Here is a 21,238-nt window from a genome sequence, read left to right as displayed (position 1 = left end):
CAGGGGCATGATGTCATCATCGCCGCAGACCGGGCCGGGCGGGCAAAGCGACCTGTCTGCCGCAGGTCGTAGCTGCGATCTCTGATCTCGTAGGGTGGGCAAAGGCGCCCTTGCGCCGTGCCCACCGTCTCTCCACGATCGCGGCTGGCATGGTGGGCACGCGACGAGCCGCGCCTTGCGCGTCTCGTTGCTTTGCCCACCCTACGAGTTTCTCTGCAAGCGGCTTGCTAGTACCCGCGGCCCCACCAGTAGCAGAAGCGCTCGACATTGGCGGGCAGCGCGGTCTCGTAATTCGCCCACTTCTCGTATTTCGGCAGCTTCACTTCCTTCATCGCGGTATCGATGCATTTGCCGGCGTCCGCCGCCTTCTTCACCTCGGCGGAGAGATCCTCCATGTAGGCGATGTCGTCCTCGACGTCCTTCTTGGTGCCGAGCCGCCCGCCGGCATTGGGGTGGCCGGGGATCATCCGCTCCCAGTCGAGCGACGCCAGCTTCTTCAGCGAAGCGATATATTCCAGCGGCGAGACATTGTCGGGGATGTTGCGGAACTGGACGGACTCGATCGGCGCGAAATCGACGACGAAGACGATCTTCTCCTTCGGCAGCCGCATCACCAGCGAATTGTCGGAATGGTTGCGGCCGACATAGTTCAGCTCCAGCGTGGTGCCGCCGAGCGTGATGCTCTTCTTGTCGTCCACCACCTGATCCGGCATCACGACGTCGGCGAGCAGCGCATTCTGCTTCTTCAGCTCGAGCAGGCGCTCCTTGGTCCGCCGATGCGCGATGAAGGTGGCGCCGAGATCCTTGAATGGCTGGCCGCCGGCGATGTGGTCGTAGTGATGATGGCTGTAGACGACGTATTTGATCGGCTGGTCGGTGACCGCCTTGATCGCGTCGATATAGGGCTTGGCGGGTCGCAAGTAGGAGATCGGGTCGGTTGCGATCACGCCCTTCGGCGTCACCACGAACATCGACTGATGGCCGCCATAGCGGAAGATGTAGACATTGTCGGTGCCGTCGACCTTTCTGGTGGAGGTCTGCGGCGGGGTTTGCGCGAATGCCGATCCGGTCACGAGGGCAGCGAGAACGGCCATGCAAGTCAATGCTTTCATCTCTGGCTTTCTGGAAATAATGAGGACGGACAATCTCTTCGATACAAACGCTGCTGGAAGGGATTTATTCCGTCGCCTCATGCGACCAATCTGTCGCGGGAACGGCCTGGAACACGCCCTCAAATGTGATTTCAAAGCCATTGATCCTGCTTGACAGTTCTATGTCACGGGAGGAGCATGACGTTGGTCGCGAATACGCGACGCGCAACGTCCACCTCATGAGCAAGGGGAGGTCTATGACACCACCTCCGCAGATCCAGCCGCGTTAAGTGCGATGGAGCTCGTTCGGACTATCGCATAGCGGCAGAAACCGCGAACGGCACGCCGGGTCAAGGTTTAGAGGGCTCCATCAGTGAGGCAAGGCCCCTACCTGCCCGGCGCTGTGCTTCGCAGAGCGATTGGCATCACGCTTCATTTCTCCTCCTCCTCCTCACCGTCGTTCCGGAGCCATCCCGGAATGACGGGAGAGGTTTTTGGCGTGAGCATCGTGCTGTATCGACGCGCGCCCGCGAGCCGGTATTTCGCCGTGTCGGAAACGGGGTTCCTGCTTCCTGCATCGGGGCAAATGCCAAGAGAATGTCGCCTCCTTGGCCAACTTCCGACACAGCGCCGGGGCGAATAACGACGATCCGACATGACGCACGTGCTTCGGCGGTGACGGCCCCGTCGCCGCCTGCACATTCATTTTTTCAAGGAATCCTCGTGTCGCATAAGCTTGCCTCGGCGCTCCTCGCAGCGCTCTTCCTCGCCATCTCATCTCTCTCCGGCGCCCAGGCCGAGGCGCGTGCGCCGGCGACCAAGGGTGCGGCCACGCTGTCGCCGGACGAGGCCAGGCGCGCGCTGGAGACGCTGCAGGACGACCAGAAACGCGCGCAGATGATCGACACGCTGCGCGCGATCGCGAATGTATCAGGTCAGCAGCAGCCTGCGCCGTCCGCGCCCGAGCAGAAATCGCCGATCCCGCTTTCGGCCGATGGCCTCGGTGCGCAGCTCCTGCTCACGGTATCGGAGCAGATCGGCGAGATCTCGGGCGAGATCGCCGGCGTGGCGCGGACGCTCACGCACTTCCCGGCCTTCTATTACTGGATCATGCGAACCGCGAACGATCCCGCGGCCTACAACCTCCTGATCGAGATCGCCTGGAAGCTCGCGCTGGTGCTCGGCTGCGCCCTCTCCGCCGAGTGGGTGATCTTTCGTCTGATCCGCCGTCCGGTCGTGTTCCTGGAAGGTCGCGTGCCGCAGGCCGCGCATCTGCCGGCGCAGGCGCTGCCCATTGCAGATCCGCCGTCATCGGTGACCGATGTCACCCCGGAGCCCGAACTGCACAAGCGCCGCCACAGTCTCGTGCGGATCTGGCAGGTCGTGCTGCGGCTGCCCTTTGTGCTGGCGCGCCTGGTGTTCGAACTGCTTCCCGTGTTCGTCTTCGTGGGCATCGCCACCGCGCTGCTCGGAACGGAGATCGGCGAGCCCACGACCGTCCGCCTCGTGATCCTCGCGGTCGTCAACGCCTATGCGTTCTCGCGCGGGCTCATCTGCGTGGTCCGTGCGCTGGCGGGGCCGTCCGGCCTGTTTCCGGTTCGGGCCGAGACCGCGGCCTATATCGAGATCTGGGCGCGCCGCATCGTCGGCGTCGGCGTCTCCGGCATCGCCTTTGCCAATGTGGCGCTGCTGCTCGGTCTGCATCGCGCCGGCTACGCCGCGCTGCTGCGCATGGTGATGCTGGTCGTGCATCTCTTCGTCGTCGTCATCATCCTGCAATGCCGCCGCCAGGTCGCCGAAGCCATTCGCGCGCCCGCCGAGCGGCCGGGGATTGCGGCGCGCCTGCGCAACCGCATCGCCGGTGGCTGGCATTATCTTGCGATCGCGCTCGATCTTGCGCTGTGGGCGGTGTGGGCGCTGAACATCCGCAACGGCTATGCGCTGCTGCTGCAATATTTCGTCGGCACCATCGCGGTGGCGCTGATCACGCGCGTTGCCATCATGCTGACGCTGGGCCTGATCGACCGCGGCTTCCGCATCAAGCCGGAGATCCTCCAGCGCTTTCCGGGGCTGGAAATCCGGGCCAACCGCTATCTGCCGCTGCTGCGCAAGATCGTGTCCAGCGTGATCGCCTTCATCGGCTTCGTGGCCGTGCTCGAAGTCTGGGGCGTGGACGCCATCGTCTGGTTCTATGGCGGCCAGATCGGCGGACGGCTGATCTCGGCCGTGGTGACGATCGGCGTTGCCGTATTCGTCGCTGCGGCTATCTGGGAGATCAGCAACGCGCTGCTGGATCGCCAGATCAATGCGCTGTCCCGCGACGGGCACTACGCCCGCGCCGCGCGCCTGCGGACCTTCCAGCCGATGCTGCGCACCGCGCTGCTCTGCGTGATCGCCGCGGTCGTCGGCCTCACGGCGCTCAGTGAGATCGGCGTCAATGTCGCCCCGCTGCTCGCAGGCGCCGGCATCGTCGGCATCGCCATCGGTTTCGGTTCGCAAAAACTGGTGCAGGATCTCATCACCGGCCTGTTCCTGCTGTTGGAGAATACGGTGCAGGTCGGCGACAATGTCAGCGTGTCGGGGCTCTCAGGCGTCGTCGAGAACGTCTCGATCCGCACCATCCGCCTGCGCGCAGGCGACGGTGCCGTGCACATCGTGCCGTTCAGCGCGGTCACGACCATCACCAATGCCAGCCGCGGCGCGGGCAATGCGTCCGTCAGCGTCAACGTGGCCTACAAGGAGGACACCGACCGCGCCGGCCAGATCCTCAAGGATATCGTCGACGAGATGCGCCGCGAGGGCGAATTCCGCGCGCTGATCCGCGGCGACCTCGAGCTCTGGGGCGTCGACAAGGTCGATGGCGCGATGGTGTCGATCGTCGGCCAGATCCGCTGCACCGAGGCCGGCCGCTGGCCGGTCCAGCGCGAGTTCAACCGCCGCATGAAGCAGCGCTTCCAGCAGAACGGCATCGAGGTCGCATCGGCGACCCAGACCATTCTGATGCACGTCGCGCCGCCGGCTGACAGTGCCGCAAACCTCACGCCGCGGCGAGCCGCTGGATAACGGCTCGACAAACTTCCCCCTTGCCTCCACTCCTCCGGCAGCGTTCACTCCGGCTCCAGCGCGCTGACAACATGCGGGCGGCAAAAAGGGTGGGAGAGAACGATGCGGGGGCTGTGGGCCGGATTGCGCGGTCATCTGATCGTCATTGGCGTGTTGATCGGATGCGCGGCAGCGGCCGCGCCGGCAGGCGCCCAGCCCTTTCCATCGCGCCCCATTACGCTCGTGGTGCCGTTTGCAGCGGGCGGGCCGACCGACACGCTGGCGCGCATCCTGTCCGAGCGGATCGCTGCCGAGCTGCACACGACGGTGGTGGTCGAGAACGTCGCCGGCGCCTCCGGCAGCATCGCGGGCGCCCGCGTCGCGCGTGCAACCCCTGACGGCACGACGATCACCATCGGCCATTGGGGCACCCATGTGCTCAATGGTGCCATCTTCAAGCTGCCCTACGACGTCATCGCCGATTTCGAGCCGGTCGCGACGATTGCGATGGGGACGCAGCTCATCGTCGGCCGGAAGTCGCTCGAGGCCAACAATCTGAAGGACATGATCGCGTGGCTGAAGGCCAACCCCGGCAAGGCCACTGCCGGGACGGCCGGCGCCGGCACCGGCGCCCATGTGGCCGGCGTCTTCTTCAAGGAAAGGACCGGCACCGACTTCCAGTTCGTGCCCTATCGCGGCGCGGGGCCCGCAATGATCGATCTCGTGGCAGGCCAGATCGACATCATGTTCGATCAGGCCTCGAACTCGCTGCCGCAATACAAGAACGGTGCGATCAAGGCGTTCGCCGTGACCTCGCCGACAAGGCTAGCATCCGCACCTGATGTTCCGACGGTCGACGAGGCGGGCCTGCCGGGCCTCTACATCTCCTACTGGCACGGCATCTGGGCACCAAAGAACACGCCGAAGGACATCATCACAAAGCTCAACGCGGCCATCGTCGCCGTGCTCGCTGACGCTTCCGTCAAGCAGCGCTTTGGCGAATTGGGGCAGGAAATTCCACCGCGGGACCAGCAATCGCCTGCGGCACTCGCCGCCTTTCAGAAGGCCGAGACCGAGAAATGGTGGCCGATCGTGAAGGCCGCCGACATCAAGCCGGAGTAGCGCTGTCGCCTCATAACACGGCCTCATCCTGAAGAGCCTGCGAAAGCGGGCGTCTCGAAGGATGGCCGCGGGCGAGATCGGGGCCTTCATGGTTCGCCCGGCGATGCAAGGCATCGTCCGGAGACACGCGTGCCGCGCTCCTCACCAAGAGGGACAAGAGCTTTGCGGCGTTAACCTTTGCCTCGCGCTTGATCTGCGATCTGCACTAAAATTCTCGCTGCGGTGCGAGATCATATTCGACACATGAACTTCCTATGTCCTTGATCTCCGGGGAGCGCTGGCCGACAATGCTTGCTGTTCAATAAGAAACTCCTTGGGGGAATTCGTGAATAGACCTGCCCGGGTCGCTGCCCAGTCGCCATCGTCCGATCAATCGCACGGCATGACGCTGCTGCGCGATCCCTTGCTCAACAAGGGCACCGCCTTCACTGAGGCGGAGCGCGCCGCGCTCGGCCTGCGCGGCCTCTTGCCGCCCTGCGTGCTGACGATGGAGACGCAGGTCGATCGTGTGCTCACCAATCTGCGTATGCTGCCGACTGATCTCGAAAAATATGTCGCGCTGAATGCGCTGCATGACCGCAACGAGGCGCTGTTCTTCCGCGTCGTCGTCGACAATATCGACGAGATCCAGCCGATCATCTACACGCCGACCGTCGGGCTCGCCTGCCAGAAGTACGGCCTGATCTTCCAGCGGCCGCGCGGCATGTTCATCTCCTCGCGCGATCGCGGCCAGATCGCGGAGATCCTGAAGAACTGGCCCTATCCGGCCAGGCTGATCGTGGTCACCGATGGCGAGCGCATCCTGGGCCTCGGCGATCTCGGCGCCAACGGCATGGGTATTCCGGTCGGAAAGCTCTCGCTCTATTCGGCCTGCGCCGGCGTGCATCCCGAGCATTGCCTACCGATCGTGCTCGACGTCGGCACCAACAATGAAGAGCTCTTGAACGATCCCTATTATCTCGGCCTGCGCGAGCGGCGGCTCACCGGCGAGGCCTATGACAGCTTCGTCGACGAGTTCATGGTCGCCGCGCGAAAGACGTTCCCGGGCGTGCTGATCCAGTTCGAGGATTTTGCCAATCACTCGGCGTTCAAGCTGCTGCACAAATATCGCGATGAAGCCTGCGTTTTCAACGACGACATCCAGGGCACCGCGGCGGTGGCGCTTGCCGGCCTGTTCTCAGGCTTACGCATCTCCGGCGGCAAGCTGAAAGATCAGAAGATCCTGTTCCTCGGTGCGGGCGAGGCGGCGACCGGCATCGCCGATCTCGTGGTCTCCGCCATGATGGCCGAGGGCGCCACTGAGGCCGAGGCGCTCCGCCGCAACTGGCTGGTGGATTCCCGCGGCCTCGTCGTCAGCGGCCGGGATGGCCTGTCCGGCCACAAGCTCCGCTATGCGCATGCCGGCCAAGCGCCGATCACCGACTTCCTCACCGCGATCAAGACGCTGAAGCCGACGGCGATCATCGGCGTCGCCGCGGTCGGCGGCGCCTTCACGCCCGACGTGCTCAAGGCGATGGCCGGGCTCAACGAGCATCCGATCGTGTTCGCGCTGTCCAACCCGACCTCGAAGGCGGAATGCTCGGCGGAGGATGCCTATCGCTACACCGAGGGCCGCGCGCTGTTCGCTTGCGGCAGCCCCTACGACCCCGTGAAGCTCAATGGCCGCACCTTCGTGCCGCGCCAGGGCAATAACTCCTACATCTTCCCCGGCGTCGGCCTCGGCGTCATCGCCACCCGCTCGCGTCTCGTCACCGACGAGATGTTCATGGCCGCCGCCCATTCGCTCGCCGATTGCGTCGGTAAGGAAGACCTCGCGCAGGGCAGCCTCTATCCGGCACTCCCCCGCATCCGCGAAGTCTCGGCCCGCATTGCCGCCGCAGTGGCAGACGTTGCCTATCAGCGCGGGCTCGCCGACGGCCCCGCGCCCAACGACGTGAAGGCTCTGGTCCAGTCGCAGATGTACGAGCCGAAATACTGAGGCGAACGCGCGGAGGCGGCCCCTCGCTCCCTGTAAGAACGAAAGAGAGGATGGAGGGGCGGATCAGGCAACGCGCAGCATCGTCCGGCGCGATCCGGGTGACGGACAAGTGTGAGTCCGATCCGGACGGTACTCAACCGGGGGAGCGCCCGATCGCCCAGCGCGCCGTATCAAGCTGATTTCTCGCTGATTTGTCCCGATTCAGGACACGCCAGTGTGGTGGAATCGTCACAGCCGGTTGGGAAAAAGCCCTGGCCTCAGGCCCGCTTTTGTTCCGACAAGGTTCTGCCCTCATTGCCCACCGAACTTGAGGCCGTTCGGAGGGGCGTATCATGTCTCGCTTTGCACGTGCCGAAAGTGCCCGGATTTCCCCCGCGACCTCGTGCCGGTTGCTGCTCGCCATCATTGGTGCGGCCTCGCTTGCCGCCTGCGCGCAATCTCCGGTCGGCCGCCAGAAGGCCGATCTCGCCGGCACCGGCCGGCAGGCCGCAATCGAGCGGCCGCATCGCGTGGCGGCGTTGCATCCACGGCCGATCAGCCGGGCGCGTGTCCCCAACGGTGATGACAAGCGAACCGCCTCACATGGCGTTGCCAGCTTCTATTCGGATACGGAGACCGCGAGCGGCGAGAGGTTCGACAAGAACGAATTGACCGCGGCGCATCCCAGCCTGCCGTTCGGCACGAAGCTGCGCGTCACCGATGTTTCCTCCGGCCGCTTCGTGACCGTCAGGGTCAACGATCGCGGGCCCTATGTTCGCGGACGCGTGGTCGACATCTCGCCTTCTGCGGCCGAGGCGCTCGGCATGGTGGACAAGGGCATCGCCAATGTCAGGCTCGACGTCGTGCGGTGAGGGGCGATTCATCGATGCGAGCCGCCGCTTAACCGTCTGTTAGCCGCTTCTCAAGCACCATGGGTGCCCAAACAATTCGGGGCTTTTGGGGAGGCGGGCGCTTGAACACGATCCAGTATCTCGAAGATCAGGCCGCGCGTGCCGAGCGGCTCGCTAAACGGATCACGGATACGCTGACGATCGAAAAGCTCCTGGCCTTCGCCGACGAACGCCGCCGCGAGATCGAGGTCATCGCCGGCAAGTATCGGCGCGCCCAACCCTCATAAACCATGCTCTGAGCGCATTCGCCCTCACTGCAGCGCTCGGAACTTCCTCTCATTTCCCGCGTCATGTCCGTGATGCAAGAGGAGGAGAGAGCCATGGGTTTTGGACGAGGTGCTTTGCTTTGGTTGCTTGGCGTGCCGCTGCCGATCATTCTGCTGCTGGCATTGTTCTGGCATCACTGAGGTTGCCACACGAAAAGCGCCGCGGAAGCGGCGCTTTTTTTGTTGCCTGCGAATTGCGGCGTATCAACAACGATAACGCGCGATCAGGTGTGGCTCTCGACGAAATCGCTGAGATAGTCGGGCAGTGTCACGCCATCGATGTCGCATCGCGCGCGAATCTCGCCGGCGACGTCGGTCGAGATGTCCTTCATCCAGTGTTCGAGCGTGTTGAACGAGATCACCTTGATCGGGTCGTTGAAGCAGCCGGCGACGAGCTCGCCGATCGTGGTCTCGAGATCGCTTCGCTCGACGCGGATTTCGGTCGCCTCGTCGCGGCGATCGATCACCACGAACAGGGTCTGGTCTGCGCCATAAGGCACGACCGTGGATGGCACGCCAGCTCTCGGCATCTTGGACACTCACGCCTTGGCTTCCGATCTCCGTTAACGGGAAAAACCGGAAGAAGGTTCCTATGTGTGGGAAAAGCTTGTCGTGCACGTGCAGCCTTGGCACGCGCAGCCCTGGCGTCTGCACGCAATCAGAGAAATTCTCTCAGGCGCGATAGCTCGATGACGTGCTCGGGCGAGAGGATATCCGTGACCAGCGGCGGCTGCGCCGCCGTGCGGATCTCATAGAGATGCCGGGTCGCCGCCGGCTTGTCCATGAACGCCGAGATGCATTCGTCGAGCGTGCCCTCGCTTACCTGGTAGGACTCGCGGTCCGGCCGGCGCTGGTTGGCAAGTGACGGCCATTTATACAGCGCTGCACGTGCGCCGAAATCGACCTTTGAATCCGCAACCACGTCCCCCATCGCCTCGCCTCACGCAAAAAGAACCCCAGCGCGCAGACTTGCGCTCCGGGGCCCATACCTATCGCTTCATCTCGATGCCACATCTCCCAACGCGGCGGCCGGGAAAAGGTTCCCGGCTGCCTTGTCGCACTAGCTCGCGGCCGCTGCGATTTTGTGTCCCGGGCTGGTGTGACCGTGGCTGTGCTCGTCGCCGAGGCTGACCTCCGGCGGAAGCCCGGCAAAACGCCGCAGGGCCTCGGCCATCTGCACCCGGCCTGGCACTCCGGTGATCACCACGTCGACCATCGCAAAGGACGAGTGGAATTGGCCGCGCGCCTTGAGCTGCTCGACCGGGACGCCGGCAGCGGCCATCGCTTCGGCATAGGCGATGCCTTCGTCGCGCAGCGGATCGAACTCGCAGGTGACGACGAAGGCCGGCGGCAGGCCCGAGACCTTGCCGCGGAGCGGCGAGACACGCGGATCAGTACGGTCGGCCGGCGAGCAGTAGAGGTCCCAGAACCAGTACATCAGCGAGCGCGTCAGGAAGTAGCCGGTCGCATTGTCGTTGTAGGAGGAACGATCGAAGTCGCAGTCGGTGACCGGGCACACCAGGAGCTGGCCGGCGATCTCGGGCCCGCCGCGATCGCGCGCGAGCTGGCAGGTGACGGCGGCGATGTTGCCGCCGGCGCTCCAGCCCGCGACCAGCACCGGGCCCGGCTTGCCGCCGAGCTCGGCGGCGTGCTCGGCGATCCAGCGCGTCGCCGCATAGCCGTCCTCAGCCGCGGTCGGGAAGCGATGCTCCGGCGCGTGGCGATAGCCGACGCTGACGAACATCATCCCGGTCCGTCGCACCATGTCGCGGCAGAACGGATCGTCCGACTGCTCGTCACCGAGCACCCAGCCGCCGCCGTGGAAATAGACTACGACCGGATGTGGCCCCGGGGTTGCCGGCTTGTAGACACGATAGGGAAGCGGGCCGTCGGTGCCCGGCAGCGTTCCGTCGACGACATCGCCGATCGGTCGCCCCGCCGGACGGCCCTTGTTGAACTCGTTGACGAAGGCGCGGGCGCCGAGCGCGCCCATCGACTCGATCGGTGGCAGGTTCAGCGTTGCCAGCAGGTTCAGCACCAGCCGCACATCCGGCTGCAGCCGCACCACCTCGCCGTCATTGCACTGCGCGGCGACTTTGGGGCCGGTGAGCTTGAACCCGAGCATGCCGCGGCTGACGACCTCATCGCAGATGCTGCGATAGGGGCCGACACCGCCGGTATAGGGCATCAGGCCCTGCACCTTGCCGGGAACGTTCGCGCCCGTGTACCAGGTGTTGGCGAGCCGGTGCAGCGTCAGCATCGAGCAGTCGGCCATGTGCTGGCCCCAGCCGGCCTGCGCCGTCTCGGTCGGCTCGATGGTGGTGAAGCCGGCATCGCGCAAAGCCCTGAGCCGGTCCACGACCCAGTCGACATGCTGCTCGATCGACACCGCCATGTTCGACAGAACCGACGGGCTGCCCGGACCGGTGATCATGAAGAAGTTCGGGAAGCCCTCGACCGTGAGCCCGAGATAGGTCTGTGGCCCCTGCGCCCAGACATCCGATAGCGACTTGCCGCCGCGCCCGGTGATCGGATGCACCGCGCGGATCGCGCCGGTCATGGCGTCGAAGCCGGTCGCGAACACGATGACGTCGACGTCGACGCTGCGCCTGGCCGTCGTGATGCCGGTTGCGGTGATCGCCTTGATCGGCTCCTGGCGCAGATTGACCAGCGTGACGTTCGGCCGGTTGTAGGTCGCGTAATAGTTGGTGTCGAGGCAGGGGCGTTTTGCACCGAAGGGATGGTCGTGCGGCATCAGCGCCGCCGCCGTCTCGGGATCCTTCACGGTCGCCGAGATCTTTTCGCGGATGAGGTCGCAGATCAGCTTGTTGCCGTCGACGTCGACCGCTTGGTCGGCCCAGAGCTGGGTGAGGATATAGACGAGATCGCCCTTGCCCCACGCCTCCTCGAACCGTGCGCGGCGCTCGGCATCGCTGAGCTGCCAGCTGACGGCCGTCTGCTGCGGATAGGGCACGCCGGCCATCGACTGGCGCGCCTGCTCACGATAGGCCGCGCGGTCGCCTTGCAGCAGGCTCATGCGGTCGGAGGGCGCGGGGCCGTTGTGCGCCGGCAGCGCGAAATTCGGCGTGCGCTGGAACACGGTGAGATGCGCGGCCTGTTCGGCGATCAGCGGGATCGACTGGATGCCTGACGAGCCTGTGCCGATCACGGCGACGCGCTTTCCCGCAAGATTGACGCCGTCATGCGGCCAGCGGCCGGTGAAATAGACTTCGCCTTTGAAGTCCTTGACCCCGTCGATCTCCGGCGGCTTTGGTGCGGAGAGGCAGCCCGTGGCCATGATGTAATGGCGACAGGAGACCGGCGCGCCATTGTCGGTGGTGAGCTGCCAGCGCTCAGCCGCCTCGTTCCATTTGGCTTCGGTGACCTTGGTCCCGAAGCGGATGTCGCGGCGCAGATCGTAGCGGTCGGCGACGAAGCCGAGATAGCGCAGGATCTCGGGCTGGGTCGCGTATTTCTCCGACCATGTCCAGGCCGCCTCGAGTTCCGGATCGAAGGTGTAGCTGTAGTCGATGGTCTGGATGTCGCAGCGCGCGCCGGGGTAGCGGTTCCAGTACCAGGTGCCGCCGACATCGCCGGCCTCTTCAAGGGCGACCGTCGTGAAGCCGGCCTGGCGCAGGCGATGAAGCAGATAAAGGCCGGCAAATCCGGCGCCGACCACCGCGACGTCGACCTGCTGGGCTGTTCCACTGGCCGCTTTGGACTCGCGTGCGGCGACCATTGCGTCAGGCATGGCATTCCTCCCGTGTATTTTGTTTTGCCGGCAGGCTAACGCTGCAGGCTCGGCTTGTCATCAGGACAAGTGCAATCTTCGGTAGTCGATCGCGGCTTGATTTTGGCCGCGCGAAGGTTGCGGCGATACACGCACCGCGATGCACAATCGCCGGGATTGTCCGGTCTAATCAGACCACATCCTTCTGTGTATGCTTGCGATTACAAGCCACGCGTACCGACCGGGCGTCATGACAGAGTTGAGTGAGCGGACGAAAGCGAACATGGACGTCGTCCTGGAGGAGACGTGCCGCCAACTGCCGCATGGTGGCGATCACGACAGCCGCAAATTCATCGCCGAGCGCCTGATCGAGGCGGCGCAGGCCGGTCACTCCACGCTTGGTGAGCTTGGCATCGTCGCGCGGCGCGCGCTGGCGGAGATCATTGCCAAGGGCAGCTAGCCGGAGGCCGTAAATGAGTTGAGCTCTGGCCGCAGCGCAGGTGCGCTCCCTCGCCCCGCTCTCGCGGGGAGAGGTAAGACCGGAGCTTGCTTCTCCGTCAGCCGTAGACGTAACCTTCCGGGGAACTTCTCCGCGCATTGAGATCCCCAAGATGCGGTCCCTGCTTGCGCTCATCGTGGTTTCCGCATTCCTTTGCCTCGCCGGTTCGGCCATGGCCCAACCGGTCGGACAGTTTCCATTCGCGCTGACGCGCGAAGGCCAGATGCTCGGCGGCGTCGAAGGCGAGGTGGCGTTTTTCAAGGGACTCGCCTATGCAGCGCCGCCCGTCGGCCCGCTGCGCTGGCGCTCGCCGGAGGCAACGGCCGAGAGTTCTGAGATGCGCACCGCCTACGAGTACGGCGCGCCCTGCCTCCAGCCGTCGCTGCCAAAGGCGAGCGAAGATTGCCTCACGCTCAATGTGTTCCGCCCCTTCGGCGTCGACGGCCCGCTGCCGGTGATGATGTTCGTTCATGGCGGCGCCTTCGTCGGCGGCACCGCGAACGATCCGATGTTCGACGGCGCGAAACTCGCGCAGGCCGGCCTCATCGTGGTGACCGTGAATTATCGCGTCGGTGTGCTCGGCTGGCTCACTCATCCGGCGCTCTCGGAAGACGGCTCCGGAAACTACGGACTGATGGACCAGATCGCGGCGCTGCATTGGGTCCACGACAACATCGCGGCGTTCGGCGGCGATCCCGGGAACGTCACCTTGTTCGGCAATGGTGCGGGCGCGACGTCGATCGCGCTGTTGATGCTGTGCGACGAGGTGCGTGGTCTGTTTCAGAAAGCCATCCTGCAATCGGTGCCCGGCCGCGTGCGCCTGCGCTCGCGGCAGGAGGCGGAGGCCTGGGGCCTGCAATTCGTCGCGACGCTCGGACCGGATGCCAAGGAAACCAACGCGCGTGCGATCGGGCCTGCACGGCTGCTTGCCGCCGAAAAGAAGCTGCTCGCGAAAGTCCCGCTCGGCTTTGCGCCGACGATCGATGGAAGCCTCGTGAGGGAAGATATCGCCGCGGGTTTTGCGGCCGGGCATGAAGGGCGGATTCCCCTGATCATCGGCTCCAACGATGACGAGACGGATTTCGACAGCGAACCTGAAATCGCCGAGGCGCTTGCATCGTCTGGCACCGCCGTCGATGACCTGCGCAAGCTCTATCCCGACCTCGCCAAAGCTTCGGACCTCGCGGCAAGGTTTTATACCGACAAGGTCTTCTCCGAGCCGGTGAGGCTGCTGGCTCGTCTGCACGCCGCAAGCGGCGCGCCGACCTTCCGCTATCGCTTCGCCTACGTGCCGGAGGCCCGGCGCACCAACCCGGACGGCGGTCACGGGCGGGAATTGCAGTTCATCTTCGGCGTGGAAGGCGTGCCCGGTGCCGGCATCTTCTCACGGCGCGATCGCGAGCTCGCAAGCCGCATGCGCAGCTACTGGATCAACTTCGCCAGGAGCGGCGATCCCAACGGTCCCGACCTGCCACGCTGGGACGCGGCGGCGGGCGGCGATCGCCTGCTGCTGATCACGAATGATCGCACCGCGAGCGGAGACGATCCCTTCGCGGAGCGTCTCGACCGACTCGCAAGTGAGAGCAGAAAATGAGTTGGACTTAGGCCGCGAGCTCGACGCGCGGCGCCGGGCTCAGCCGGTCTTCCTCCAGATAGTCCATCGCGCCGTCCTTCTCGACGGCATAGAACTGCTGGCCTTCCCGCGACTTGTAGGCGGCGCGGACGACGCCGCGGCGGCCCTTGTCACTGTTGACGACGTCCCCCAGCGCAAACTTCCTCATCTCACGTCCTCGTCTTCTGGCCGACTCCTTCGACCATGGCGGGGATTTTGGAAGGCAAATCGTTAACGACTTGCTAACCATAGGGGTTTGCCTATGCTCGCCGCCGGTTGCGCGGGCGGCTCGCACGCGCATGTTGTCAACGAGACGAGCTTTCGCCCATGACGCGATTTCCGACCCTGTTCCTGTCCCATGGCGGCGGCCCCTGGCCGTTCATGGAGGACCGGCGGGTGCAATATGCCAGGACCGCCGAGGAGTTCGGGCGGCTGCCACAGCTTCTCCCCGAGAGACCAAAAGCCGTGCTCGTCATCACCGGACATTGGGAGGCGGACGCCTTCACCGTGTCGACCTCGGCGCATCCGCCGATGGTGTACGACTATTACGGTTTCCCGGAGCATACTTACCGCCTCAAATATCCGGCACCGGGTAAGCCCGAGCTCGCCGCGGAGGTGAAGGCGCTGCTCGCGCGCGCCGGCCTCGATTGCCGCGAAGATGCCAATCAGGGTTTTGATCACGGCACCTTCGTGCCGCTCGGCTTGATGTACCCGAACGCCGACATGCCGATCGTGCTGCTGTCGCTGAAATCGAGCTACGATGCGGCCGAGCACATCAAGGCCGGGCAGGCGATCGCCGCCCTGCGGGACGAAGGTATTCTGATCGTCGGCAGCGGGCTCACCTATCACAACATGCGCGGCTTCAACCGGCCGGAATCAAAGCCGGTCTCCTACGATTTCGAGGCCTATCTGAACGAGGCGATCAGTGCGCCGGATGCGGCGCGCCGCAACGCGATGCTGGTCGACTGGGAGAACGCGCCGAGCGCGCGCCTGGCGCATCCGCGCGAGGACCATCTGCTGCCGCTGATGGTCGCGGCCGGCGCTGCCGGCAACGACGTCGGCCATCGTGTCTTCGTGGACGAGGTCGCAAGCGTCGCGATGGCGTCGTACATGTTCGGTGGTCAGCCTTGAACCGCGCGGCTGCAAGCATCAAGGTTCACGCCGACGTCGCGTCGATCCTGCTGGCATGATCCGTTCCCAGAGCTGTTCGTAACGAGCCCTCACGGCGGGGTGACATTCGCACGCGCCCTCCCGTAGCCATCCGCCCGCCACAGTGCATATGCGGGTGCTTCTGACCGTATCGCTCGATTCACATTCGCGCTATGGTTGTGTCTATTGCTCTAAGATTTTTCCGAAGAAATTGATGGTGCCGGCGCTCCGACACCATTTTGGGTACTTTTGGCGTATTGGGAGAACCCGTCGCACTGGTGCACGCTGTCGTATTGGTGCCGGGTCTGGCTTTGCAGATCGAAGCTGCTCGCCTTCGCGCTCTCGCACAGCGGAGTGTCGAGTTCCGGGATGGCCTGACGCGTCACAGCCAGGCCCTGTTCGTTCAGGCCCAGCAATCCGTGGGCTGCAATGCATCCCACTCCGTCGAGGCGAGATTGGCGCGATGGCTCTTGCGCGTTCGGGATCTATCCGGCCGCGATCGCTTCAAGCTTACGCAGGAATTGATGGCCGAGATGATCGGGGTTCGCCGGAACAGCGTCTCGTTCGTCGCCCATGCCCTTCAGGAGGCGAACGTCATTCGATTCAGCCGCGGCCACATCGAGATCGTCAACGTCGCCGAGCTCAACAAGGCCACCTGCGAATGCTACCGTGCGGTGAAGTTGCAATACCAGCGGCTTCGTTTTTCCGACTGAACAAGAATCCGAGGCATCAGGAAGCTCAGCCGTATCTCAGCTTCATCACCAGAATGCCGCCGGCGAGCAGCATGGTGACGGCGTTCGAGGCGATCAGCGGCGCGTCGCCGCTGAGCAGGCCGTAGATCAGCCAGAGCGCCAGGCCCAGCACCATGACCAGGAACATGCCGAGCGAGATGTCGCGCGCCGAGCGGGTCTTCAAGACCTTGATGAACTGCGGCGCGTAGGCGACGGTGGTGCAGGTGGCGGCAGCAAAGCCGATCAGCTTGATCAAGAACGGGTCCATGCCGATCCTATAACATGGATTCGGCGTGGGCTCAGCCGGTACGTGCTAGGCGCGGCGCGATTCGATCAGGCTCCGATACAGCGCTGCATAGTCGCCGGCGCGGCTGCGCCAGGAGACGTCGGTCGCAAGGCCGTTTCGTTGCAGCTGCCGCCAGGTCAGCTTGTCGTGGAAAGCCGTGTTGGCCTTGCGCAGCGTGCCGGCGAGGGCATCCGCCGTCACCGGGCCGAACTTGAAGCCGGTGGCCTCGCGGCCGGACGCGTCCGCCTCGCCGATATCGACGATGGTATCCTCGAGGCCGCCGACACGCGAGACGATCGGCACGGCGCCATAGCGCAGCGCGCAGAGCTGGGTCAGGCCGCACGGCTCGAACCGCGACGGCACGATGAGCGCGTCCGAGCCGGCCTGGATCAGATGCGCCAGGATCTCGTCGTAGCCGATCACGACCCCGATCCGGCCGGGATTCGCGCGGGCGGCGGCCTGATAGCGATCCTGGAGATCGCGGTCGCCGCTGCCGAGCAGCGCGAGCTGCATGCCTTCGCCCAAAATGGTCGGAATGGCCTCGAGCAGGAGATCGAGCCCCTTCTGCCAGGACAGCCGGCTGATGACGCCGAGCAGGGGGGCTTCGTCCGAGGAATCGAGATTGAATTGTTGCTGAAGCACCGCCTTGTTCGCAGCGCGGAACGTAAGGTCCTCCGCGCCGAACCGATAGGCGATGTGCGAATCGGTCTGCGGATTCCACACCGCGATGTCGATGCCGTTGAGGATCCCGCTCAATGCGCCCGCGCGCGCGCGCAGCAGGCCGCCGAGCCCCATGCCGCCTTCGTCGCTCTGGATCTCACGCGCGTAGGTCGGGGACACCGTCGTGATGCGATCGGCGAATTGCAGGCCGGCCTTCAGGAAGCTGATGCCGCCGAAATATTCGAGGCCGTTGACGTCGAAGGAGCTCCACGGCAGGCCGATCGCACCGATCAGCTCAGGAGCGAACTTGCCCTGATAGGCCATGTTGTGGATCGTCATCACGGTGCCGGGACGCGGACGATTGTCGTAGCGCAGATAAGCGGGCGCGAGCCCGGCCTGCCAGTCATGGGCGTGCACGATGTCGGGCACGAAGGCCGGAACGAGGCCGTGGCCGATGTCGGCCGCCACGCGCGACAGCGCCGCAAAGCGCACGCCGTTGTCCGGCCAGTCGATCCCCTCTGCCGTGACGTATGGGTTGCCCGGCCGCGCGTAGAGATGCGGCACGTCGAGCACGAATAGGTCGAGCCCGTCATGCGCGCCGGCGAGCAGCCGGCCCGGCCCGCCGAAATAATCCGGCCAGCGCCGGATCTCCTCCGCGCCCGAGAGCAGCCGCATCACGTCGGGATAGCCCGGCATCAGGGTGCGCATCTCGACGCCGTGCGCCTTCAGCGCAATCGGCAGCGCGCCGGCGACATCCGCGAGGCCGCCGGTCTTGACGATGGGATAGACTTCGGAGGCGACCGCGAGGACGCGAGCAGGCGTCATGTATTCAGCCTGTCGATCATCGGTTGGGTGATGAGGGAGATGCCCTGCTCGGTGGTTCGGAAGCGTTTTGCATCGAGCTCGGGATCCTCGCCGATGACGAGCCCCTCGGGAATCTCGACGCCGCGGTCGATCACGACGTTCTTTAAGCGCGCCCCGCGCCCGACATTCACATAGGGCATGATCACGGCGTTCTCGACATTGGCATAGGAGTTGATGCGCACGCCGGTGAACAGCAGCGAACGGCGCAGCGAGGCGCCGGAGATGATGCAGCCGCCCGAGACCAGCGAGCTCACCGCCTGGCCGCGCCGGCTCTCCTCGTCATGGACGAACTTGGCGGGCGGCGTGATCTCCGAGTAGGACCAGATCGGCCAGGCGCGGTCGAACAGGTCGAGCTCCGGCACCACGTCGGTGAGGTCGATGTTGGCCGCCCAATAGGCGTCGACCGTGCCGACGTCGCGCCAGTAGGCGCGGGGATCGCTGCCGGAACGGACGCAGGAGGTCGAGAACTGGTGCGCGATCGCGCGGCCGTTCTTGACGATGTAGGGAATGATGTCCTTGCCGAAATCGTGGTTCGAGCTCGGGTCCTCGGCGTCGCGCTTGAGCTGGTCGAACAGGAATTTCGCATCGAACACGTAGATGCCCATGCTGGCGAGCGAGACGTCCGGCTTGCCCGGCATCGGCGGCGGATCGGCCGGCTTTTCCAGGAACTCCTGGATCCAGCCGTTCTCGTCGATATGCATGATGCCGAAGCCGGAGGATTCCGCGCGCGGCATTTCGAGGCAGCCGACCGTGACGTCGGCGCCGCTATCGACGTGCTGGCGCAGCATCACCTCGTAATCCATCTTGTAGATGTGGTCGCCGGCGAGCACGACAATGAATCGGGCGTTGTGCGACTCGATGATGTCGATGTTCTGGTAGATCGCGTCCGCCGTGCCGACATACCACATGTTCTCGGAGACACGCTGGCTCGCGGGCAGGATGTCAAAGCTCTCGTTGCGCTCCGGGCGGAAGAAGTTCCAGCCCATCTGAAGATGCCGGATCAGGCTGTGCGCCTTGTACTGGGTGGCGACCGCGATGCGGCGGATGCCGGAGTTCACCGCGTTCGACAGCGCGAAATCGATGATGCGGGACTTGCCGCCGAAATAGACCGCCGGCTTGGCGCGCCGGTCGGTCAGCTCCAGAAGCCGGCTGCCGCGTCCGCCAGCCAGGACGAACGCCAGCGCCTGACGGGCGAGCGGCTCATTTCCGACGGCACTCATGTCATCCTCCCACTCTTCTGGCGCAAGTCGGAGCCCTCGCGAGATGCCTCTCGGCCGCGCACCATTGGAACCAATAGTAACGGTACGAATAGTAAATCGGGAAGGTGGTTGTTGGTTGCGAACGCGCGGGAAGCTTAATGCTTTGCCGTCGTGCGCGGCGCAGGCGCCGTCGCATCGGTGTCATCCCGGCGCGGCGAGCCTGACCACAATTGAGGCATGCATGGGCTCTCTTGTGCGCCGCACGCAGAATCGAGCGTTTGACTTGGCGCAAGGATGCCCGATCATACGCCTGCGATCCTTTTTCCAGGCGAAACGTCCGAGAGGGAGCAAGACGATGAGGATCTGGACAACGGCAATTGCCTGTTCGCTGGCAGGTGCGGTCATGGCTGGCCAAATCGGGCAGGCCGCAGCAGCCCCGATGCCGACCAATGTCGCGGCCATGAAGGCTGCGGCCGGCGACGACGTCACGCAGGTGCATTGGCGCGGCGGCGGCTGGGGATGGGGCCTCGGCGGCCTCGCGGTCGGCGCGATCATCGGCGGCGCCATCGCCAGCAGCGCGCCTTACGGCTACGGCTATTACGGCGGCGGCCCGTATTACGGTGGCTATGGTTATCCTGGATATGGCTATGGTTATGCGCCGGCCTATTACGGCTACGGGCCGGCCTATGCCTATCCGCGATACTATGGCTACCGCCGGGTCTATCGGCCCTATTACGGCTATTACCGGCCGTATGCGCGCCCGTACTACCGCGGATATTGGTGATCGCGGTTAAAGCGAGAGCCACACGATCAGGCTCATGCAGGCGAGATGCGCGAGCACGATCGCGGCGAGATGCAGCGGGCCGGCCTTGAGGCGAAGCCTGCGCATCCCGCCGCCTCCGCCTAGTTCGACCCGGCGGCCGCCGCGGTGAAGCTGCGGTCGACGGCTTGGTTGACGTCGAGCTTCTTCGGCAGGATGCCGTAGCGCGTCGAGCGGTCCGAAGCTGCCTGGATCTCCTTCACCACGTTCTCGTCGATCACGATCGGGCTGGTGCGTTGCGCGGTGTAGGCCGACTGCAGCACATCCTCCGGCAGCCTGGTCAGCTCGGCCGTGCTCCTGGCGTATTCGGCAACATGATCCAGTGACCACAGCCGTGCCTTGTTCAACCGCTGCACCAGGTCCTGCACCGCCGCGCGCTTGGTGGCGATGGCATTGTCGGAGGCGACGATGAAGGTGATCGTCGGCGTCAGGCCGTCGCCGTCGGCGATCACGCGGGCCTTGTCCTTCAGCGTGGCGAAGGAGACATAGGGCTCCCACACCGCCCAGGCGTCGATCGAGCCCGCCACCAGCGCGATCTTGGCATCCACGGGGCCGAGTGGAGCGAACGTCGCGTCCTCCAGCTTGATCTGCGCCTTCTCCAGCATCGCGTCGATCAAGAACTGACCCCAGCCGCCGCGCGTGCCCGCGAGGCGCTTGCCCCTGAGGTCGGCCGCCGACTTGATCGGCGAATCCTGCCGCACGAGGATCGCCTGCGTCTTCGCATCCGAGCGCGTGCCGCCGATCGCCTTGATCGGCGCACCCGCCGCATAAACCGACAGGAAGGAGAGGTCGCCGGTGTAGCCGACGTCGAGCGCGCCCGCATTGAGCGCTTCGAGGATCGGAGCTGCCGCCGGGAATTCCGACCATTCGATCTTGTAGGGCAGGTCCTTCGCGTAGCCGGAGATCTCCAGCAGCGAGCGATTGCCGCCCTTCTGGTCGCCGACGCGCAGCACGACGGTGTCGGCCGCGAGCGATGCGGCCGCCGTCGACAAGGTGATGGCGGCCGCCAGCAGCGACGCCGCAAGCCGGCGCGTCAGGGAATGATCGAGAGAGGAAGAGTTGATGCTCATGTGATCTGTCTTGTTGGTTTGCTCACGGCGCGTGAGCGAACGATGCAGCGGGACGATCAAGTCTGTGAGCGCGCGATGCGCAGTCAATGAAATGGCCAACCGTATTGCGCGCGCGATCGGCAAGGACGTTTCAGCGAACGATCGCTTTCGAGAAAGCGACGTGCGCCGGCTGCAAAGCAGCGCTGCAACGATGCGGATGCCGCAGTCGTGATGGAGATTACAAACGGAC

19 protein-coding genes are annotated in these 21,238 nt (G+C 64.8%); 10 read left to right on the top strand and 9 right to left on the bottom strand.

From position 1 onward, the window contains the following. Nucleotides 1-227: 227 nt before the first annotated feature. The gene (locus WN73_RS01710; protein WP_028176150.1) at nucleotides 228-1,112 is read right to left on the bottom strand and encodes an MBL fold metallo-hydrolase; all 885 of its coding nucleotides are present in this window, start codon (nucleotides 1,110-1,112) and stop codon (nucleotides 228-230) included. Between the two features lie 702 nt (nucleotides 1,113-1,814). On the opposite strand from WN73_RS01710, the gene WN73_RS01705 reads away from it, so the two are divergent. The 5 genes from WN73_RS01705 (at nucleotide 1,815) to WN73_RS01685 (ending at nucleotide 8,350) form a co-directional block, all read left to right on the top strand. Further along, complete coding sequence (locus WN73_RS01705; protein ID WP_271551282.1) at nucleotides 1,815-4,154, top strand: mechanosensitive ion channel domain-containing protein; 2,340 nt, start codon at nucleotides 1,815-1,817, stop codon at nucleotides 4,152-4,154. Between the two features lie 102 nt (nucleotides 4,155-4,256). Then, the gene (locus WN73_RS01700) at nucleotides 4,257-5,255 is read left to right on the top strand and encodes a tripartite tricarboxylate transporter substrate-binding protein (RefSeq protein WP_271551281.1); all 999 of its coding nucleotides are present in this window, start codon (nucleotides 4,257-4,259) and stop codon (nucleotides 5,253-5,255) included. A 325-nt stretch (nucleotides 5,256-5,580) separates the two neighbouring features. Then, nucleotides 5,581-7,233: an NAD-dependent malic enzyme gene (locus WN73_RS01695; RefSeq protein WP_182869370.1), complete on the top strand. Its 1,653-nt coding sequence runs from the start codon at nucleotides 5,581-5,583 to the stop codon at nucleotides 7,231-7,233. A 332-nt stretch (nucleotides 7,234-7,565) separates the two neighbouring features. Continuing rightward, nucleotides 7,566-8,084 (top strand): septal ring lytic transglycosylase RlpA family protein, encoded by a 519-nt coding sequence (locus WN73_RS01690; RefSeq protein WP_011089208.1) that lies wholly within the window; start codon nucleotides 7,566-7,568, stop codon nucleotides 8,082-8,084. Nucleotides 8,085-8,185: 101 nt separating this feature from the next. Then, nucleotides 8,186-8,350: a hypothetical protein gene (locus WN73_RS01685; RefSeq protein WP_166466032.1), complete on the top strand. Its 165-nt coding sequence runs from the start codon at nucleotides 8,186-8,188 to the stop codon at nucleotides 8,348-8,350. Nucleotides 8,351-8,613: 263 nt separating this feature from the next. Here WN73_RS01685 and WN73_RS01680 read toward each other — a convergent pair whose 3' ends face one another. The 3 genes from WN73_RS01680 to WN73_RS01670 form a co-directional block, all read right to left on the bottom strand. Further along, nucleotides 8,614-8,919 (bottom strand): hypothetical protein, encoded by a 306-nt coding sequence (locus tag WN73_RS01680; RefSeq protein WP_271551280.1) that lies wholly within the window; start codon nucleotides 8,917-8,919, stop codon nucleotides 8,614-8,616. A 128-nt stretch (nucleotides 8,920-9,047) separates the two neighbouring features. Then, nucleotides 9,048-9,320, bottom strand: coding sequence for a hypothetical protein (locus WN73_RS01675; RefSeq protein WP_011089206.1), 273 nt, complete (start codon nucleotides 9,318-9,320; stop codon nucleotides 9,048-9,050). Nucleotides 9,321-9,449: 129 nt separating this feature from the next. Continuing rightward, on the bottom strand, nucleotides 9,450-12,140 hold the full coding sequence (locus WN73_RS01670) for a flavin-containing monooxygenase (protein ID WP_271551279.1): 2,691 nt from the start codon (nucleotides 12,138-12,140) through the stop codon (nucleotides 9,450-9,452). A gap of 190 nt (nucleotides 12,141-12,330) precedes the next feature. Here WN73_RS01670 and WN73_RS01665 point away from each other — a divergent pair, with 190 nt between their 5' ends. Then, entirely contained in the window at nucleotides 12,331-12,579 is a 249-nt protein-coding gene (locus tag WN73_RS01665) for a hypothetical protein (RefSeq protein WP_011089204.1), read from the top strand. A gap of 151 nt (nucleotides 12,580-12,730) precedes the next feature. Beyond that, nucleotides 12,731-14,212, top strand: coding sequence for a carboxylesterase/lipase family protein (locus tag WN73_RS01660; RefSeq protein WP_271551278.1), 1,482 nt, complete (start codon nucleotides 12,731-12,733; stop codon nucleotides 14,210-14,212). A 7-nt stretch (nucleotides 14,213-14,219) separates the two neighbouring features. Here the strand turns inward: WN73_RS01660 and WN73_RS01655 are convergent, their stop codons facing one another. Then, on the bottom strand, nucleotides 14,220-14,399 hold the full coding sequence (locus WN73_RS01655; RefSeq protein ID WP_028176145.1) for a hypothetical protein: 180 nt from the start codon (nucleotides 14,397-14,399) through the stop codon (nucleotides 14,220-14,222). Between the two features lie 158 nt (nucleotides 14,400-14,557). Here WN73_RS01655 and WN73_RS01650 point away from each other — a divergent pair, with 158 nt between their 5' ends. Beyond that, nucleotides 14,558-15,361, top strand: coding sequence for a DODA-type extradiol aromatic ring-opening family dioxygenase (locus tag WN73_RS01650; protein WP_028176144.1), 804 nt, complete (start codon nucleotides 14,558-14,560; stop codon nucleotides 15,359-15,361). Between the two features lie 257 nt (nucleotides 15,362-15,618). After that, nucleotides 15,619-16,092 carry a Crp/Fnr family transcriptional regulator gene (locus WN73_RS01645; RefSeq protein WP_211433578.1) on the top strand — a complete coding sequence of 158 codons (474 nt, stop codon included), beginning with the start codon at nucleotides 15,619-15,621 and terminating at the stop codon, nucleotides 16,090-16,092. Nucleotides 16,093-16,117: 25 nt separating this feature from the next. On the opposite strand, the gene WN73_RS01640 is transcribed toward WN73_RS01645, so the two are convergent. From WN73_RS01640 to glgC, 3 genes are read right to left on the bottom strand one after another with little or no spacing between them, the layout of a single operon-like run. Next, complete coding sequence (locus WN73_RS01640) at nucleotides 16,118-16,378, bottom strand: SemiSWEET transporter (RefSeq protein WP_011089200.1); 261 nt, start codon at nucleotides 16,376-16,378, stop codon at nucleotides 16,118-16,120. 45 nt (nucleotides 16,379-16,423) lie between these two features. Then, complete coding sequence (gene glgA / locus WN73_RS01635) at nucleotides 16,424-17,881, bottom strand: glycogen synthase GlgA (protein ID WP_271551277.1); 1,458 nt, start codon at nucleotides 17,879-17,881, stop codon at nucleotides 16,424-16,426. Further along, nucleotides 17,878-19,140, bottom strand: a complete 1,263-nt coding sequence (gene glgC, locus WN73_RS01630; protein ID WP_161533769.1) for a glucose-1-phosphate adenylyltransferase — start codon at nucleotides 19,138-19,140, stop codon at nucleotides 17,878-17,880. Before glgC ends, glgA begins: the two co-directional genes overlap by 4 nt. Before the next feature lie 334 nt (nucleotides 19,141-19,474). Between glgC and WN73_RS01625 the strand changes: the two genes are divergently transcribed. Then, nucleotides 19,475-19,903 carry a hypothetical protein gene (locus tag WN73_RS01625; protein WP_038966491.1) on the top strand — a complete coding sequence of 143 codons (429 nt, stop codon included), beginning with the start codon at nucleotides 19,475-19,477 and terminating at the stop codon, nucleotides 19,901-19,903. Between the two features lie 119 nt (nucleotides 19,904-20,022). Here WN73_RS01625 and WN73_RS01620 read toward each other — a convergent pair whose 3' ends face one another. Further along, nucleotides 20,023-21,009, bottom strand: a complete 987-nt coding sequence (locus WN73_RS01620) for an ABC transporter substrate-binding protein (protein WP_271551276.1) — start codon at nucleotides 21,007-21,009, stop codon at nucleotides 20,023-20,025. Nucleotides 21,010-21,238 lie beyond the last annotated feature (229 nt).

Origin of the sequence: Bradyrhizobium sp. CCBAU 45394, assembly GCF_028128655.1 — a bacterium.
GTDB classification, from domain to species: domain Bacteria; phylum Pseudomonadota; class Alphaproteobacteria; order Rhizobiales; family Xanthobacteraceae; genus Bradyrhizobium; species Bradyrhizobium diazoefficiens.
The sequence above is the reverse complement of the archived record's forward strand: the minus strand, read 5'-3'. Positions and strand labels throughout refer to the sequence as shown.

Coding starts and splice junctions, on each gene's coding strand:
- WN73_RS01710 (WP_028176150.1), bottom strand. CDS start 1,112: ATGAAAGCATTGACTTGCATGGCCGTTCTCGCTGCCCTCGTGACCGGA.
- WN73_RS01700 (WP_271551281.1), top strand. CDS start 4,257: ATGCGGGGGCTGTGGGCCGGATTGCGCGGTCATCTGATCGTCATTGGC.
- WN73_RS01690 (WP_011089208.1), top strand. CDS start 7,566: ATGTCTCGCTTTGCACGTGCCGAAAGTGCCCGGATTTCCCCCGCGACC.
- WN73_RS01680 (WP_271551280.1), bottom strand. CDS start 8,919: ATGCCGAGAGCTGGCGTGCCATCCACGGTCGTGCCTTATGGCGCAGAC.
- WN73_RS01675 (WP_011089206.1), bottom strand. CDS start 9,320: ATGGGGGACGTGGTTGCGGATTCAAAGGTCGATTTCGGCGCACGTGCA.
- WN73_RS01670 (WP_271551279.1), bottom strand. CDS start 12,140: ATGCCTGACGCAATGGTCGCCGCACGCGAGTCCAAAGCGGCCAGTGGA.
- WN73_RS01665 (WP_011089204.1), top strand. CDS start 12,331: ATGCTTGCGATTACAAGCCACGCGTACCGACCGGGCGTCATGACAGAG.
- WN73_RS01660 (WP_271551278.1), top strand. CDS start 12,731: ATGCGGTCCCTGCTTGCGCTCATCGTGGTTTCCGCATTCCTTTGCCTC.
- WN73_RS01655 (WP_028176145.1), bottom strand. CDS start 14,399: ATGAGGAAGTTTGCGCTGGGGGACGTCGTCAACAGTGACAAGGGCCGC.
- WN73_RS01650 (WP_028176144.1), top strand. CDS start 14,558: ATGACGCGATTTCCGACCCTGTTCCTGTCCCATGGCGGCGGCCCCTGG.
- WN73_RS01640 (WP_011089200.1), bottom strand. CDS start 16,378: ATGGACCCGTTCTTGATCAAGCTGATCGGCTTTGCTGCCGCCACCTGC.
- glgA (WP_271551277.1), bottom strand. CDS start 17,881: ATGACGCCTGCTCGCGTCCTCGCGGTCGCCTCCGAAGTCTATCCCATC.
- glgC (WP_161533769.1), bottom strand. CDS start 19,140: ATGAGTGCCGTCGGAAATGAGCCGCTCGCCCGTCAGGCGCTGGCGTTC.
- WN73_RS01625 (WP_038966491.1), top strand. CDS start 19,475: ATGAGGATCTGGACAACGGCAATTGCCTGTTCGCTGGCAGGTGCGGTC.
- WN73_RS01620 (WP_271551276.1), bottom strand. CDS start 21,009: ATGAGCATCAACTCTTCCTCTCTCGATCATTCCCTGACGCGCCGGCTT.